This is a genomic window from Dielma fastidiosa, assembly GCF_003475485.1.
GTDB lineage: Bacteria > Bacillota_I > Bacilli_A > Erysipelotrichales > Erysipelotrichaceae > Dielma > Dielma fastidiosa.
On record NZ_QRQL01000006.1, the window covers coordinates 143,179 to 158,817 of the forward strand.

Consider the following 15,639-nt stretch of genomic DNA (forward strand, 5'->3'; position numbering starts at 1 on the left):
TCTTATGAAATGTATTATCAGATGTTGATAATGCATTGAAGAGCTAATTGCTCCTGTCACAAGATGCATCAAAGCCCATACAATAAAGCAGGTGATAAAATGAAAGTTAAAGAATTTGATTTAGGGTCGATACATGTTGAATTTTATGATGATAATTGTGTGGATCACGATAAATCAGAGGCCATCTATAAAGGTTTTGCAAAATATTTATTTTATATAAATAAAGAGTGCCAGGCACTTAATACAAAAAAAGAGCAAGGTGATAATTATTAATGTTGATATTGTGAATTTGTAGAAATATTTTGTATATTGAAAGGAAATAGAGAATGAAAAATTTATTTGAAAAAGCAGACCCGGTCATTGTTAAGACTGGGTTTATTGGTTTTATGACGATTATAGCAGCGCAGCTAGGAATCCTGTTTCCTGTGCTTGTGCTGCTTTTATTATGCATGATCTTCAATGAGCTGATCAGTATTCTGGAAAACCTGATCGAGATGGAAATGACACTGCCGGGCTTCCTGAACGCATTGGTCGATAAGTTTAAGCATCTCATTGAGAACCAGGGATCAGCAGCTGTTGACGCTGTAAACGTTAAGGATAAAGAAAATGAATAAATCAAAACCGTGGAGTCATCCGCCGTAACCTAGAAATATCCTGATGATTCTCGTATACTTATAGTAACAAGGTGGGATATCATGAAAAAAATACTAACAAGTTTCTTATTGATGGCAATGATAGCAGGATGTGTTCAGCAAGGCCCGACGGAGGCAGAGAAGCCAGAAGAACCGCCGGTTGTTGAACAGTCTGAAAAGCCTGTGGAACAGGAGAAGCCGGAAGTAATTAAGTATGTTAAAAAAATTGATGAAAATAAGGATTGGGTGTATTTTGATGAGCCGCTGGTTTATAACTATGAACTTTCAGATTATGAAGCAATGGCAGTTACTTACTACAATGAAAACAACATGTTAAATATAGAAATGCCAATTATTAATATTGACTTATCTAACATCAAAACGTTAAATCAATCAATTACAAACCAATTGTACAAAGCATATGAGACAGTATCATACTATGATAATAAAAAGACAGTTGCAACATATGCAATGTCACGCACCAGATACTATATTGCTGATGATATACTTTCAGTAGAAACTAGAACAGTGCTCATTTATGGTGAGGAGGAAGTTCAAATTAATGTTTATAATATTGATTTGACTACTGGAGAAATTCTTAGTAATGCCGATTTATTATCAAGATATGATTTAGATTTTGCAAAAGTTGAAAAACAGCTTGTTCAAGCATTAAGTGACCAAAACATCTCTATTTGTGAACTTCACGAAGGATACAGTCAGGTTATTGATCGCCCTTGTTATTTTGATGATGCAATCAAGATTGATGAGAAATCATTGTTGATGCTGAATAATCAAAATCAGTTAGTATGCATTATGAAAAATTATTATTGTGAAGATAACACACAAGGTTATCCTTATGCTAAAACAGAAACTGAACTAATAATCAAGTCTTTATAGACTTGCGGAGGAGTGATATGAAACATTATACAAAATTAAAAGAAAGTCAAGGCAACGAAATTAGTTTGTTTCCATTAGAAGTTGCTAATATCAGTAGAGATCAGCATCCATCGCTAGTCTGTTTCCATCCAGATACTTTTACACCATTTTCGTAATAATACCATTCTGAACCGTCAGCAATCCACCCATTCCATCCACCTGCGTATTCTACATAACTATAATCAGGTGAGTTGCCTGGTTCTGTATCATTTATGTAAAAAACATTATTCAATTTAATTGATCCAGTCATATAATAATAGTCATCATTATTATATTGAGAGGATTGACCTGAAGTATTCAAGCACTCGCCAGAATTATTGAACGCATAATATTTACTATTATACAAAATTTGACAGTTTTTGGCCATTTTACCATCCGAAAGTACATAATAAATATTTTCGATCCAAGTGCTCGTAGCCATTTGACCTGCGTTTGAACCAGAAGGTAATACAACTACATATCCAATTAAATCTTAATCTAAAAATTGGCTTACTCTCTTAATTGAGGGTAAGCCGTTTTTATTTTAAGTATGATCCTTATAAATTTTTGCATTAAAGGGAATATTCTGAATTGTTTGATTCTTTTGTCTCAGTCAGGTACAGAAAATCACATGTTTCAGATTTATAAACATACAAAACATTGATTAAAAAGTGTCAATATCTTATAATAAATTTAACAATCAGGGGGAAATATGAAGAAACATTGGCATTATATAGATTTTTTGCGAGTTTTAGCTTGCTTTTTAGTTATTGCTAATCATACGGTGAAGGATTCATTTATCGGGTATAATATGGATTTCTCCGCAACATTAGGAATGGCTTATCTTACCTTAAGTAAAATTGCCGTACCTATTTTTTTAATGATCAGCGGTGCTTTATTATTTGAGCGGGAAGAAGATTATCTCAGTGTATGGAAAAAAAGAATTCTTCCGTTGGCGGCTGTCATTATTTTATTTAGTCTATTTGTTTATATTTTTATTGAAAAAAGAGAATTTTCTTTAATTTCATGGGTTGCTTCTATGATTCATGAACCAGCCTTTGTGGCATATTGGTATCTGTATACCTTGATGGGGATTTATGTCATGCTTCCCATCCTTCAAAAATTAGTGCATGCATTAAAAGAGACTGATTTTAAATATCTTCTTACGATATGGTTTGTGATTATGGCATGTCTGCCGTTTTTAGGCGCATGGCATTTATTCCCCTTTGTCTCACCCTATTTTGTGCTGCCGGTTTTAACCCCTGAGATTGGCTTTTTATTTTTAGGCTACTATTTAACACATATCCAAGAAAATCGAAAACCAATTCGTTTCTATGCTATTGTATTATGCGTTACAATGATTCTTTGTTACTTCTACAATATATTTGAAACAAAACACTTTGAATCTTTTACTTTACTTCTCGACAGAGCGTGTGTTTGGTCCAGCGTTATACTTGCCATCTGTGTTTTTCAAATTGTCTATCAATTATACGAAACAAAAACGTTATCCATTAAATTTAATCAGATTATGTACTATATAGGTGAAACTACCTTTGGCATTTATTTAATTCATGGTATAACCTTATGGCTATGTATCCCCATTCAAACTTACTTATTAAACATCGGAAACCGTTTACTTGGGGTGGTGCTTTACAGCTTTGTAATTTTTGCTTTTAGTTTCATCTTAGTTCGCTTATTAGCTATTATACCTTTATTTAAACGGCTTTTTCATGTTCGCGGTTCTCTAAGGTTATTTGAAAATGAGTAACTTTAAATGATTATATAGATTATCCTATTGATTAACGCAGGCTCACTCCTTAATTAAGGGTGAGTCTTACTTTTTTATAATGAACGTAAACAGACAGTCTGTGTATTAAGCTTATATTACTTCCACCATCCATGCGCGTATTCTTCAGTACCAATGTCAGTCAGCAACGCTGCTACATTAGGATACGGCATTGCATACCGCTGATTCAGATAACGCAAAGATGCACCTAATTCACCATCAGGTCCGCCAAGCTGCGAAATAATCATTTTTGCTAATTTAGGATCCGTATGCTTTATTTCAACCGGATACTGTAATCGTTTTTCATATCTCCACATATTACTCTTGTCCTTCCCATGGCCAAGGGCTCTGTGCCCATTCCCACTCATACTGATTTTCATTACCCTTATTGCTGATTGGTGCGCAATGTCTTTCATATAATGCCATACACTTATCTAATTCACATTTAATGCGATGATAATATCTCAGCGCACGGCAGTCACATGGATGCATATCCAGATACAGAGTTACTTCCTGTAAGGCAAAATCTAAATGCTGAATCCGCTTTTTCAATTCACGGCAGCGGCGGCATTGTTCTTCAGAAGGCTTGCATCCGCAATCAGGACGATGTGGTCTGCGTACTTCATCATACCATGTTGAGTCGCTGTCAGCAGCATCAACATCACAGTTATATTCGTTATCACAGCTAGTTTGGCAGCCATTATTGCATCCGCAATTGTTGTTGCAGCCATTATTACAGCCACAGCTGCATCCGCAATTGTTATTGCACCCGCAGTCATTGCCGCAAGGATCACAGCAGTTATCAGCGCATCCGCAGCCACAGTTTGAATCACAGCATTGGTTATTGCAAGGATCACAGTCGCAGCAAGGATCACAGCATTGATTATTGCAAGGATCACAATCACATCCGCAGTTTGTGTCACAGCAATTATTACAGCCATCATCACATCCGCAGCCATAATCATCATTATGATAATCGCTGCAGCCATTATTATAATCACAGCATCCGTTGTTATAGTCGGCGCCGTCACATCCGCAGCCCATCATACGATCATCCATTGTGAAATCAAACAAACGATCTTCTTTACAATTTCTATTTGCCATTGCAGCCGCAGCCTCCAATCTTATAACCTTTAAACGGTTTATCCAAATCATTGAATAAAGTACCTCTCTGTAAAGCTACTTCGGACTTATAAATACGGCGCCAAGGTTGTTTTCTGACATAAGCCATTGCCATCGGACGTCCATCGCATACTCTACCTCGATAATTGTTCATAGTATTCATCCTTTCTGAGTCTAACCTCACTCTAACATATGGAACTCTAAGTATTGCGAATGGGGAGATACCTATATTTATCAATTTTAAGTATTTTATTTAGATGAATTTTTGCTATAATTGTAACAAAAGTGAAGACTTGGAGTGAGTGCATGGAAAAGCGGAATGAATTTATATCAGGATTAAAAGATGGACTGCCTATCTGTCTGGGTTATATCTCAGTCTCCTTTGCCTTTGGGATGCTGGCGCGTCAGAGCGGGATGCCAATTTGGACAGCGGTGCTGATGTCGATGAGCAATGTTACCAGTGCCGGACAGTTTGCCGGATTAACCTTAATCTTAAATCAGGGAACCTACCTTGAATTAGCTATGACAACGCTGATCATTAATCTTCGTTATTCATTAATGTCCTTGTCACTTTCCCAAAAAATCGGTGAGCATATCACTACCGGGAAACGAGCTGCCATTTCCTTTGGCGTTACCGATGAAATATTTGCAGTCAGCATGCAGCGCCGTGAAAAGCTGACACCTGCTTATTTTGCCGGCGTTATTCTAATTCCTTATCTTGGCTGGGCGGCGGGAACCTTTCTGGGTGCCTATGCCAGCAACATGATGAGTCCCGCATTATCCAGCGCCTTGGGCATCGCTATCTACGGCATGTTTTTAGCAATTATTATACCGCCCTGTGAAAGCATGAAATCGATTCGTTATGTCTTGATTATTGCTGTTGCCTTAAGCTTAGCCTTCCGCTTCCTGCCTTTCTTGAATCAGATTACCAGCGGCTGGGTGATTATCATCGTAACTATAACCGCATCGGCATTGGCAGCACTTCGTTATCCGATCAGTCAGGAGGAAGCTCATGAATAGAATTTTGATCAGTATTGCCATCATGGCAGTTACAACTTATCTGATCCGCATGCTGCCGATGGTCTTATGCCGGAAAAAGATTGAAAATCAATTCATTCAATCCTTCTTGTATTATGTGCCCTATGCTGTTTTAGCGGCAATGACATTCCCGGATATTTTCACCTCTACCCGCTCCTTAGCATCGGCAAGTGCCGGCTGTCTGGCGGCATTGTGGCTTGCGTATAAAAAGCGCGGTCTGCTGATCGTTGCGATTGGTGCAGTCATAACGGTATATCTTGCTGAATGGCTGATAGGAATTTAAAGAAACAAGCGCATTTCTTTAAAATATTGTATAATACTATAAAGGGGAGATTTATATGCAGCGTTTCAAAATGAATGATGAAATTAATTTTGATGAAGTAGTTGATTTATATAAAATGGCAGGCTGGCAGGAATACTGCAAAAATCTTGAAAATCTGCGTTTTAGCTTTAATAATTCACAGGTCAAGCTGGCCGTTTATCAGGATCATCACTGTGTGGGCTTTCTGCGGGCGTTAACGGATTATACGTCGATCTTTTTGATTCAGGATCTCTTGGTTCATCCGCTGTATCAAAACCGCGGCATCGGTTCTCAGCTGTTAGCCAAGATCGATGAAATGTATCCGCGGATTCGTCAGAAACAGCTGCTTTGTGATGCGGTAATGGAACTGAAAAAATTCTATGAAAAGAATGGCTATGTGGAAGTGGGCAGTTATAATATGTGCAGTTACATAAAGCTTAAATAAATAAAGCTGAATGGAACCAATGATTGGAGGCAGATCATTATGGGGTCATTTATTGAATTTAAGGATGTAAAGAAAATTTATAAGATGGGTGAGGTTGAAATCCCTGCCCTTGCCGGTGTTGATTTTCAGATTGAAAAAGGTGAATTTGTCGTTATTGCCGGTGCCAGCGGGGCGGGTAAATCAACGATTTTGAATATTTTAGGCGGTATGGATTCACCTACAAGCGGTGAAATCATCGTTGATGGCGCGAAAATCAGTGATTTTAACGCGAAAGAATTAACAACCTATCGACGCTATGATATCGGTTTTGTATTCCAATTTTATAATTTGGTACAAAATCTGACGGTTGTTGAGAATGTGGAATTAGCTACAGAAATCTGCCATGATCCGCTGGATGTATTAGAAACGGTAACTAATGTTGGTTTGTATGACCGCCGTGACAATTTTCCGGCTCAGCTTTCCGGCGGTGAACAGCAGCGAGTTGCCATTGCCCGTGCTTTAGCGAAGAATCCAAAGCTTTTGCTTTGTGATGAGCCTACCGGCGCGCTTGATTATAATACCGGCAAAGCTATTTTAAAGCTGCTTCAGGATACGTGCAGGCAGCAGAATATGACCGTTATTGTTATTACTCATAACTTGGCTCTCGCGCCGATGGGAGATAAAGTAATACGAGTAAAGAGCGGCCGTATCGCATCCATTACGGAAAATGAAACGCCGACACCGGTAGAAAGCATAGAGTGGTAAACAATGAGAATGCTGATTAAGGATACGCTGAGGGAAATTCGCAAGAGCCTTGGCCGTTTCTTTTCAATCTTTGCCATAGTTGCCATCGGTGTTGCTTTTTTTGCTGGTGTAAAAGCCAGCGCGCCGATCATGAAGAGTACCGCCGACAGTTATTTTGATGACTATAATTTGATGGATATCCGTCTTTTGTCTACCTTGGGTTTTACTGAAGATGATGTCAAGGAAATACGCGCAATTCCCGGAGTAAAGGGACTTTTTGCCACGCATACATTAGATGTATTAGTTAAACAGAATACTCAGGAATATGTGATGAAGGTGTTGACGCTGCCGGATAATCTTGATCCCAATAATCCGGATTATATGAATCAGGCTGTATTGATTGAAGGCAGACTTCCTGAAAATGAAAATGAATGTGTGATTGAGGCAGGTAAGATTTCGCATTTTGATGCGGATATCGGTACGGTGCTGACTTTAAACAGCGGTAATGATGATGAACTGTCAGATAGTTTGAAGACTACGGAATTTACGGTTGTAGGTAAAGTAAATAATCCTTATTATCTCTCTTATCAAAAAGGCAGCTCCAATATCGGCAGCGGTACGATTTCAGGTTATTTGATGATACCGGAAAGTGCTTTTGATCAGGATATTTATACGGATATTTACTTAACGATTGATAATGTTAAGGAATTAAATTCTTATGATGATAATTATTTTGATGTGATTGATCCTATTACTGATCAGTTGGAAGCATTAGGCAAAATTCGTTCTAAGATCCGCAGCGAGGATGTAAAAAACAGTGCTTATCATGCCTATGTGGATGGCTGGAATGCTTTTTATACTTCTAAGAATGAGGCGGATCAGCAGTTAGCTGAGGCACAGAAGACCTTAGACCGCAGCTTTGTGGATCTGATGCAGGGCGGGGCGGATCTTGATCAGCAGAAACGTGATTTTGATCTTCAGATTGCACAGGCAAAGCGGCAGCTTCGAGATGGCCGGATGCAGATTGCGAATGCCTGGAGCAGCTATGATCAGCAGGTGCTGGCTTTTGAAAAACAGAAAAGTGAGGCACTGGCTCAAATTCAGGACGCGCTGAATCAGGTTGATGAGGCCAAGGCTAAGCGTCAGGAATTAGTAGGAAATCAGGAACAGCTAAAACTCGCTTTAAGCAATCCGGCTATGTCAGAGGTTGAAAAACAGATGGCGATGGCACAGTTAGAGCAGGTGGAAGCGGGAATCGCGAAAATCGATGAATCATTAGCTGATTTAGAAATTCCAGTTGATGAAGTAATGAGTCAGCTCAATGTTGGGGAGCAGCAGCTGATGGCCGGCAAGGCTGAGATTCAGCAGAATGAAGCGGCCTTGGATCAAACGGAAAAGGATTTGAATAAACAGATTGATGACGCGAATCAGCAGTTTAGGGATGCTCAGCAAACCCTTGATGATGGCTGGGCAGCTTATGATAAGGGTGTCGATGAGCTGGCGAAAAACCGCCGCATCACGGATGAACAGCTGTTGGATGCGATGGAAGAATTGGAAAATGCGGAAGCGGATATCCTTGAAATTGAAGACTGTGAGTGGTATGTATTGGATCGTGAATCGCATTATTCTTATATGGACTATGGCTCAGCAGCCGATCGCATGGGCGCGATTGCCGAGGTTTTCCCGTTATTCTTCTTCTTAGTCGCTGCGTTAATCTGTCTGACAACGATGACTCGTATGGTTGATGAGCAGCGGGGAACAATTGGTACGTTAAAGGCGCTTGGTTACAGCAAAGTGAAAATCGCGGTTAAATATCTCTGTTATGCTTTCTTATCCAGCTTTGGCGGCAGCGTTGTTGGTGTATTGATTGGTTTTGCGGTTTTCCCTACGGTTATTTATACAGCGTGGAACATCATGTATGAATTGCCGCCGGTGCAGCTACAGTTTATCCCATCCTTTGCCTTGCAGGCATCTTTAGCGGCGATTTTAATCACCTTGGGAGCGACGATTGCAGCCGTGTATAAAGAATTAATGGAAACACCAGCTTTACTGATGCGGCCTAAAGCACCAAAAAACGGCAAGCGGGTTTTCCTTGAACGTATCCCTTTAATCTGGAAGCATCTTTCTTTCTCTAAGAAGGTTACAGTGCGTAATTTAATTCGGTATAAGAAGCGTTTCTTTATGACGGTGATTGGCATCTCAGGCTGTACGGCATTATTAGTGGCCGGCTTTGGTATTCAGGATTCAATCGGTGATATCGTTCCGAAACAGTTTGAAGAAATTCAGAATTATCAAGTTAATATTGAATTTGAAAAGAATTTAAATGTGGTTGAAAAGGAAGACATTATGAAAACCGTTGAACAATTCAGCCATGTGAGTGATACGATGGAAATCGCCCAATACAATGGTACTATAGATGTCAAAGGTAAGGAGCAAAGCGTTACGATCATTGTTCCTACCGATGTTGATAAGTTTAAGGAGTTTGTCAGCCTGCGTACAAGACGGAGCCATACCCCCGTTGAAATTACGGATGACGGAGCTGTTATCAGTGAAAAGCTGGCCAATGACTTAGGCGTAGGTATCGGCGATTTAATTGAATGCGAAAACAGTGATGATCTAGTCAAGAAAATTAAAGTTGTCGGCATTGTAGAGAATTATGTTGGTCATTATCTTTATATGTCTGAGGCAGGTTATAAAGCAACCTATGGCTTTACCAGCAAGGCTACGAATCTGTTTGTGAAAACGGACAGTACAGAAAGTCAGGTTGAAGAAAATCTCGGCAATCATATCACTAAAATAGATGGGGTATCGAGTGTCGTATTCTATTCCGGTACGGCTGATTCTTTTGCGGATACGATTAAGAGTCTTGGCTTTGTCGTTGTCGTGCTGGTCATTTCAGCGGCATTATTGGCCTTCGTTGTGCTTTACAATTTAACAAATGTAAATATCTCTGAGCGGATTCGCGAAATCGCGACGATTAAAGTTCTGGGCTTCTATGACAATGAAGTATCCTCCTATGTATTCCGTGAAAATCTGATTTTGAGTTTTATCGGCGCATTAGCCGGTTTAGCGCTGGGCACCTTGCTGCATCGCTTGATCATGAGTATTGCGGAACTGGATTCAGTCATGTTTGGCCGAACGATTCTGCTTCAATCCTATGTCCTTTCAGTAATTATTACGATGTTCTTCTCATGGCTGGTAGCGAAAGTCATGCATCATAAACTGAAAACAATTCCGATGGTAGAATCATTAAAATCAGTTGAATAATTGAAAGACGGGCAGCCGTCTTTCATTTCTTTAGGCATCAAAATGTTAACTTCATGCTAACTGTGATACACTTTGCTTAAACAAGGAGGAAAGGCAATGAATTATTTATTTGGCGGCTATCCAAGTGTTCCAACCACAGGTATTGTGGCAGCGGGTTTAGATCATGGCCGTTTCAGTAAACCGCAGACGCTGATTAAGGCTGATTACACAACGTATTTTGATTCATATAATCATGTGCTGGCTACTATTCAAAAGACAGCGGGAAAGGGCGGCATAGGTCTTTATGATCATAATGGCAAGCTGATCCAGGAAATTCAGGAGTCAGAAAAACCAGCATGTTATCTGTGTTTCTCACATGATGGCAGACATTTGGTAACTACCAATTATCATGAGGGAACAGCCCATATTTATGCTTATGACGGACAATTAACATTAGTAAAACGACTGGTATTTGGCGATGGGGCAAAGATGCACTGCGCTTGGTTTGATAAGGCTGATCAGCGCTTGATTTTATCGGCGCTTGGTTTGGATCAGATGATTGTGCTGGATCAGGAATTGAATGAGCTGAAAAGAATTGATTTCCCTAAGGGCAGCGGTGTAAGACATCTTGTATCAGATGCACAGGATCATTATTTATATGCGGTCAGTGAATTAAGCAATGAAATCTTTGTGATTGATTTGAGTGATTTAAGTATTGTCCAGCAGCTTTCCATGCTGATGGATGAAACACAGTCATCAGCAGGTGCTGCCATCAGATTGTCAAAGGATGGCCGTCATCTCTATGCGTCCACCCGCGGCCAGGATTTGATCGTACACTTTCATGTGATGAAAAATGGTCAGCTGGAGCTGAATGAAATCTATCACTGCAATCATCAAACACCGCGCGATTTTCTGCTGAGTGAGGATGAAAAATATATGCTGATCGCTTATCAGGACAGTGACTGCATCGACAGTGTAGCGCTGAATGCTGACATGGCCTTGCGGGAAACGGTGGATACGCTGAAGCTGCCTAAAATCGTATGTATTAAAGCGTTCCCTCAATAGGATGTAAATGGTATTAAAAAAGCTGAGCAATCAAGATAATTCTTGACGCTCAGTTTTTATTTGCTTTGAATCTTATTAATATTTTTTAATTCTATGGCAATAGTGCCGTCTGGGTTATTGATGATCTCTACTAAATCTTTTTGACTCAGACATTCAATGGGAATAATTACTTCAATGCCGCTGTCAGTTTTAAAACGCTGAACCTTCATCTGCTTGGTCTGTTTCACATTTTCAACCTGAATCTTTGGCTTGATGCCCTGTTCTAAGACTTCCTGTTTAAAATCATCCTGAATCATCCGCCGTTCAGGGAATAATTCAACAGCCATTTCCTGAATATCAATTTCTACATTGCTGTCCAGCGATTCCTTAATCAGCTGTTTCATTTTAGGCAGAATTGCCACTTCATCTAATTCATATTTATCAATCATAGTTTCACATTTCTTCTGCAGCACCTTGCTTGATTCCTGATAAGACGGCACTGCGTCACAATCCAATACTAAGCGGGTATAAAAATATACTTTTTCAGCATCTATTTCACTCTTGTTTTCAACGACTTGAATCGTCATATCCGAATATTCAATCAGCACCACCGCGTCTCTTTTCATGATATTAGTTGAAAATAATGTTTTATGACGAATGATTTCATTGACGATGCGATCCGCTTCCTGTCTGACATTGTGGGTAATGCCTTCGTTATAGCTATTATCCAAAAGGGCTAAAAAACGCCGGCCATCGATTAATACATTGGCACAGATAAAGTCGCAGGGCTGAAACAATCCGTATTTCATTTTTTTCTCAAAGATAATTTCGCCGATCAGTCTGGATAATTCCACAAAGCTGCACTGTCCGCCCAGGTAATCATCGATTCCTTGTTTAATTGAACTGTTTGCCTTGAAATAACCATGCTGGATATTGTTGCTGGTAAAGGCCTTCTGAATTTTATTTTGCAGGAGCTTTTCAATCTCCGGTTCCATTTCCGGTATCGTTTCTTCCGCGAATACACAAAGATTCTTTTCTGTATCCAGTACATGCAGGATACATTCATTCATTTCAATCATTGGCTGTCCCTCTTTCATGCAAGTACGCATATTATATCATTTACATGCTGTCAATGTCAGTAAATAATCAATTTTGATGGCTGTTAATTATTTGACAAATCGTTAAATTGACTTCAAATATAGTGTATAATATGCGATAATCTATATAGTGAATGCAATCGTTCATCGGAGGCAGCTTATGCGGGAGAAGTCTTCTAAAATATATATTAATGTCATAGCAGCTTTGATTATCATCATTTTTTTTGCTGCTTTTTTTACTTATCAGCTGCATGAAAACGCTCAGGAAAGTATCTTCAATACAATGACGGAAATTTCCCATCAAAGTGTAAAAGTGGTTCAAAAAGAGGTTGAAAAGAATCAGCATGTCATGGCAAACATCGCGGCCTCTCTTTATGCGGATAATGAAAAAGATCCAATGCAAATAATTGCCCAATTAAGGGTGCTGGATGATCTTAATGGTTTTAAGCGCATGGGCGTCATATTAGATAATCATGAGGGCTATGCCAGTGATGACAGTCAATTTCTTTTAAATGATGAGCAGCTGCAGCGTTTTGAAAAGGCTCAGCACGGCATCATCTCTATTTCCGATAATCTGCTTGATTTGGTTGATCAGCAGCCGGTTACCCTGTATACCGCTCCGATAGAATATAAGGACGGAACGCAGTATGTGTTGTTTGGCACCTATGCTGCCCAAACCTATCAGCCGCTGCTCTCAGTTACCACGTTTGACGGACAGGGCTTCAGTGTGATCATGAAGCAGGATGGCAGTCAAATTATTGGCTCGGCGAATCAAGAGGGAACTTGTGAGCAGAATTTTTATGATGAGATTTTATCCTTGTCTAAGGATAATCAGTCAACGGTGGATGAATTAAAGCAGGCAATCAGTGCTGGTCAGAGCGGCTTTACAAGCTATGCGTGTAAAAAGGATATCCGTTATATCTATTATGAACCTTTAGCGGTTAATGACTGGTATTTATTGAGTATTATACCTAACGTCGTGATTACGAAAAGTATTGGCAAGACTGTCACTTTAGCTTATTCTATGCTTGCCCTTTGTCTGATTGTATTAGCCTATTCATTGCTGAGGGTTATTTTTATTGACCGCCGGCACCGCCGGATGCTTGAGCGGATCGCATGGGTTGATACGGTGACTGATTTTGATTCCTTTGAGAAATTTAAAATGGATGCGTCCAAGAAGCTGGACAATGATCCTTCGTTATACGCGATGATTGCGTTGAATATAAATAAATTTCAATATATCAATGATTTATTTGGTTATGAAGAGGGGAATCGGGTACTGAAGAAAGTAGCGCAATGTCTCGTTCAGCGCCTGGGCAGGAATGAATATTTTGCCCGTATTCAGGCCGATCATTTTATCGTTTTACTGACGTATTCGGATACTGCGCAGCTTTCTTTGCGGATTCTCGATATCATGAACAGTATACAGGATGTTGTAAGCAGTACAGAAGGTGAGATGCAGTATCAGATTCAGATGAATGCCGGGGTTTATCTTATTACAGATCATCATGAACAGATCAATACAATGATTGACTGCGCGGCGCTGGCTTTGCGAAAAGATTTTCAGAAGAAATATGAAGCCTGTGCTTTTTATGATGACGCGCTGCGGGAGCAGATATTTAAAAATAAGGAAATTGAGGACATGTTTTTGCCGGCGTTAAAGAATCAGCAATTCAGTGTCGTTTATCAGCCGAAATATAATGTACAGACACAGCGCTATGAGGGCAGTGAAGCGTTGGTACGCTGGTATTATAAGGAAGACTGTATGATTTCACCGGCATATTTTGTGCCTATTCTTGAGCGCAATGGTTCAATTATTGAGCTGGATGAATATGTTTTAACACAAGTATGCATTCAGTTAAGAAGCTGGCTGGATGCCGGCTATGAATTGACACCGGTATCAGTCAATGCTTCTCAGCTGCATCTTTATCGTGTCGATTTCTTTACGTCCTATATGGAAATCATTGACCGTTATCAGATTCCGCATGAATTAATTGAAATTGAAATGACGGAAACCGCGCTTTATGAAAATGAAGCAAAGGCTTCTGAAATTTTGAATCAATTCAGGCATGCGGGGATTAAAATCCTTTTGGATGATTTTGGTTCTGGTTATTCATCGATTACATTGCTTAGAAATATGCCGATCGATGAATTGAAAATTGATAAAAAGATGCTGAATGATTTGCTTGTCAGTGATAAGGCAAGACAGATTTTAGCGGGTGTTATAGTTTTAGCAAAGACCATTGAGCTGAAAGTAACGGTTGAAGGTGTCGAGGCATATGATGAATATGAAGCTGTCAGCCTGATGGGCATTGATAAGATTCAAGGCTTCTACTGCGCGCGGCCGATGAAGGCGGATGAATATGAAAAGCGCTATTTAATTAAAGCGTAAGCCTGATTAAGGATTGCTGTTTTATTCATGGCAGGCAGATGTCCCTGAATTCCAATTTCAAAATCTAAGGCCTGCAGAAATTTTATCATCGCTTGAAGCTTGCTTTGGTCGACATTCATCTGGTGATAGTAATCTTCGCAGATGGCGTCACCGATAAACAGCACCTTGGCTTGGGACACATAAATAAATACACTGTCATCGCTGTGGGGTGAGGGAACGTGAAACAGCTGGACATGGCTATTGCCCTGGTCTAGTGTCATACTGGATGAAAAGGATATATCAGCCATTTTTAGCTTTATCTCATTCAGGTCGTTATATTCAATCTTTAAATGATCATCGACAAAGGGGATTTCTTCTTGGGAAATCAGTCTTTCCTGCATCGCTTCAGGATTCCACTGCCATTTCATCATGCGTTCAAGTTCACGGTTAGTCAGCGTATGAGCAATCGTAAGACCTTGGACGGCATGCATACCAAAAGTATGATCCCAATGCCAATGGGTAAGAATCGTGAAGGCAGGGAGCGGCAGCTGACGTTCTTTTAAGAGGGCATAGGCTTCCTTTACATGTTGAGCGCTGGTTCCGGCGTCTGCCATTACTGAAAAGTTTGAACCCTTTATATAACCTAATGATGGACGATCTCTTTTCGTCTCATAGGTTGTTGAATAAATGTACTCTGAATGTTGAATAAGTTCCATGGCAGACTCCTTAGTTTATGATTGGTACCATTCTATCATAGAATCAATGCTTTCGCTCAATCATTTAGTAATTAAAATAATCATATCTATTTAATGAGGCAGGTGACTGCCTTTTATGATGCAAATAAAAATTTAATTAGGTGCCTTGACAATATCAAAGAATTGGTGTAATCTATATTCGTAAGGTACCTAATTATATAGGC

17 protein-coding genes are annotated in these 15,639 nt (G+C 39.6%); 11 read left to right on the forward strand and 6 right to left on the reverse strand.

The window, feature by feature from the left end; all coding sequences use genetic code 11:
- Positions 1–99 precede the first annotated feature (99 nt).
- The 3 genes from DWZ33_RS18005 (at position 100) to DWZ33_RS12890 (ending at position 1,529) form a co-directional block, all read left to right on the forward strand.
- Positions 100–273, forward strand: coding sequence for a hypothetical protein (locus DWZ33_RS18005; protein WP_182425700.1), 174 nt, complete (start codon positions 100–102; stop codon positions 271–273).
- 53 nt (positions 274–326) lie between these two features.
- Positions 327–614, forward strand: coding sequence for a phage holin family protein (locus DWZ33_RS12885; RefSeq protein WP_118455098.1), 288 nt, complete (start codon positions 327–329; stop codon positions 612–614).
- 81 nt (positions 615–695) lie between these two features.
- Entirely contained in the window at positions 696–1,529 is an 834-nt protein-coding gene (locus tag DWZ33_RS12890) for an LptM family lipoprotein (protein ID WP_118455099.1), read from the forward strand.
- 100 nt (positions 1,530–1,629) lie between these two features.
- On the opposite strand, the gene DWZ33_RS12895 is transcribed toward DWZ33_RS12890, so the two are convergent.
- Entirely contained in the window at positions 1,630–1,989 is a 360-nt protein-coding gene (locus DWZ33_RS12895) for a hypothetical protein (protein ID WP_118455100.1), read from the reverse strand.
- Between the two features lie 270 nt (positions 1,990–2,259).
- Here DWZ33_RS12895 and DWZ33_RS12900 point away from each other — a divergent pair, with 270 nt between their 5' ends.
- Positions 2,260–3,315, forward strand: coding sequence for an acyltransferase (locus DWZ33_RS12900; protein ID WP_118455101.1), 1,056 nt, complete (start codon positions 2,260–2,262; stop codon positions 3,313–3,315).
- Between the two features lie 116 nt (positions 3,316–3,431).
- Here the strand turns inward: DWZ33_RS12900 and DWZ33_RS12905 are convergent, their stop codons facing one another.
- The 3 genes from DWZ33_RS12905 to DWZ33_RS12915 are packed head-to-tail and all read right to left on the reverse strand — an operon-like array spanning position 3,432 to position 4,609.
- The gene (locus DWZ33_RS12905; RefSeq protein WP_022936618.1) at positions 3,432–3,650 is read right to left on the reverse strand and encodes a manganese catalase family protein; all 219 of its coding nucleotides are present in this window, start codon (positions 3,648–3,650) and stop codon (positions 3,432–3,434) included.
- Position 3,651: 1 nt separating this feature from the next.
- Positions 3,652–4,437: a spore coat protein CotJB gene (locus tag DWZ33_RS18435; protein WP_118455102.1), complete on the reverse strand. Its 786-nt coding sequence runs from the start codon at positions 4,435–4,437 to the stop codon at positions 3,652–3,654.
- Positions 4,427–4,609, reverse strand: coding sequence for a spore coat associated protein CotJA (locus DWZ33_RS12915; RefSeq protein ID WP_022936620.1), 183 nt, complete (start codon positions 4,607–4,609; stop codon positions 4,427–4,429). Before DWZ33_RS12915 ends, DWZ33_RS18435 begins: the two co-directional genes overlap by 11 nt.
- A gap of 152 nt (positions 4,610–4,761) precedes the next feature.
- On the opposite strand from DWZ33_RS12915, the gene DWZ33_RS12920 reads away from it, so the two are divergent.
- From DWZ33_RS12920 to DWZ33_RS12945, 6 genes are all read left to right on the forward strand, one after another.
- Positions 4,762–5,475, forward strand: coding sequence for an AzlC family ABC transporter permease (locus DWZ33_RS12920; RefSeq protein WP_118455103.1), 714 nt, complete (start codon positions 4,762–4,764; stop codon positions 5,473–5,475).
- Positions 5,468–5,776, forward strand: a complete 309-nt coding sequence (locus DWZ33_RS12925; protein WP_022936622.1) for an AzlD domain-containing protein — start codon at positions 5,468–5,470, stop codon at positions 5,774–5,776. The genes DWZ33_RS12920 and DWZ33_RS12925 overlap by 8 nt, the downstream gene beginning before the upstream one ends.
- A gap of 55 nt (positions 5,777–5,831) precedes the next feature.
- On the forward strand, positions 5,832–6,239 hold the full coding sequence (locus DWZ33_RS12930; protein WP_022936623.1) for a GNAT family N-acetyltransferase: 408 nt from the start codon (positions 5,832–5,834) through the stop codon (positions 6,237–6,239).
- A gap of 39 nt (positions 6,240–6,278) precedes the next feature.
- Entirely contained in the window at positions 6,279–6,983 is a 705-nt protein-coding gene (locus tag DWZ33_RS12935) for an ABC transporter ATP-binding protein (RefSeq protein ID WP_118455104.1), read from the forward strand.
- A gap of 3 nt (positions 6,984–6,986) precedes the next feature.
- On the forward strand, positions 6,987–10,229 hold the full coding sequence (locus DWZ33_RS12940) for an ABC transporter permease (protein ID WP_118455105.1): 3,243 nt from the start codon (positions 6,987–6,989) through the stop codon (positions 10,227–10,229).
- Positions 10,230–10,325: 96 nt separating this feature from the next.
- Positions 10,326–11,273 (forward strand): beta-propeller fold lactonase family protein, encoded by a 948-nt coding sequence (locus DWZ33_RS12945; RefSeq protein WP_118455106.1) that lies wholly within the window; start codon positions 10,326–10,328, stop codon positions 11,271–11,273.
- 56 nt (positions 11,274–11,329) lie between these two features.
- Here DWZ33_RS12945 and DWZ33_RS12950 read toward each other — a convergent pair whose 3' ends face one another.
- A complete protein-coding gene (locus DWZ33_RS12950) occupies positions 11,330–12,331 on the reverse strand; it encodes a nucleoid-associated protein (protein ID WP_022936627.1) in 1,002 nt (333 codons plus the stop codon).
- A 178-nt stretch (positions 12,332–12,509) separates the two neighbouring features.
- Here DWZ33_RS12950 and DWZ33_RS12955 point away from each other — a divergent pair, with 178 nt between their 5' ends.
- Complete coding sequence (locus tag DWZ33_RS12955) at positions 12,510–14,741, forward strand: EAL domain-containing protein (protein ID WP_022936628.1); 2,232 nt, start codon at positions 12,510–12,512, stop codon at positions 14,739–14,741.
- Here the strand turns inward: DWZ33_RS12955 and DWZ33_RS12960 are convergent.
- Positions 14,723–15,436: an MBL fold metallo-hydrolase gene (locus DWZ33_RS12960; RefSeq protein WP_118455107.1), complete on the reverse strand. Its 714-nt coding sequence runs from the start codon at positions 15,434–15,436 to the stop codon at positions 14,723–14,725. The genes DWZ33_RS12955 and DWZ33_RS12960 overlap by 19 nt on opposite strands.
- Between the last annotated feature and the right edge of the window lie 203 nt (positions 15,437–15,639).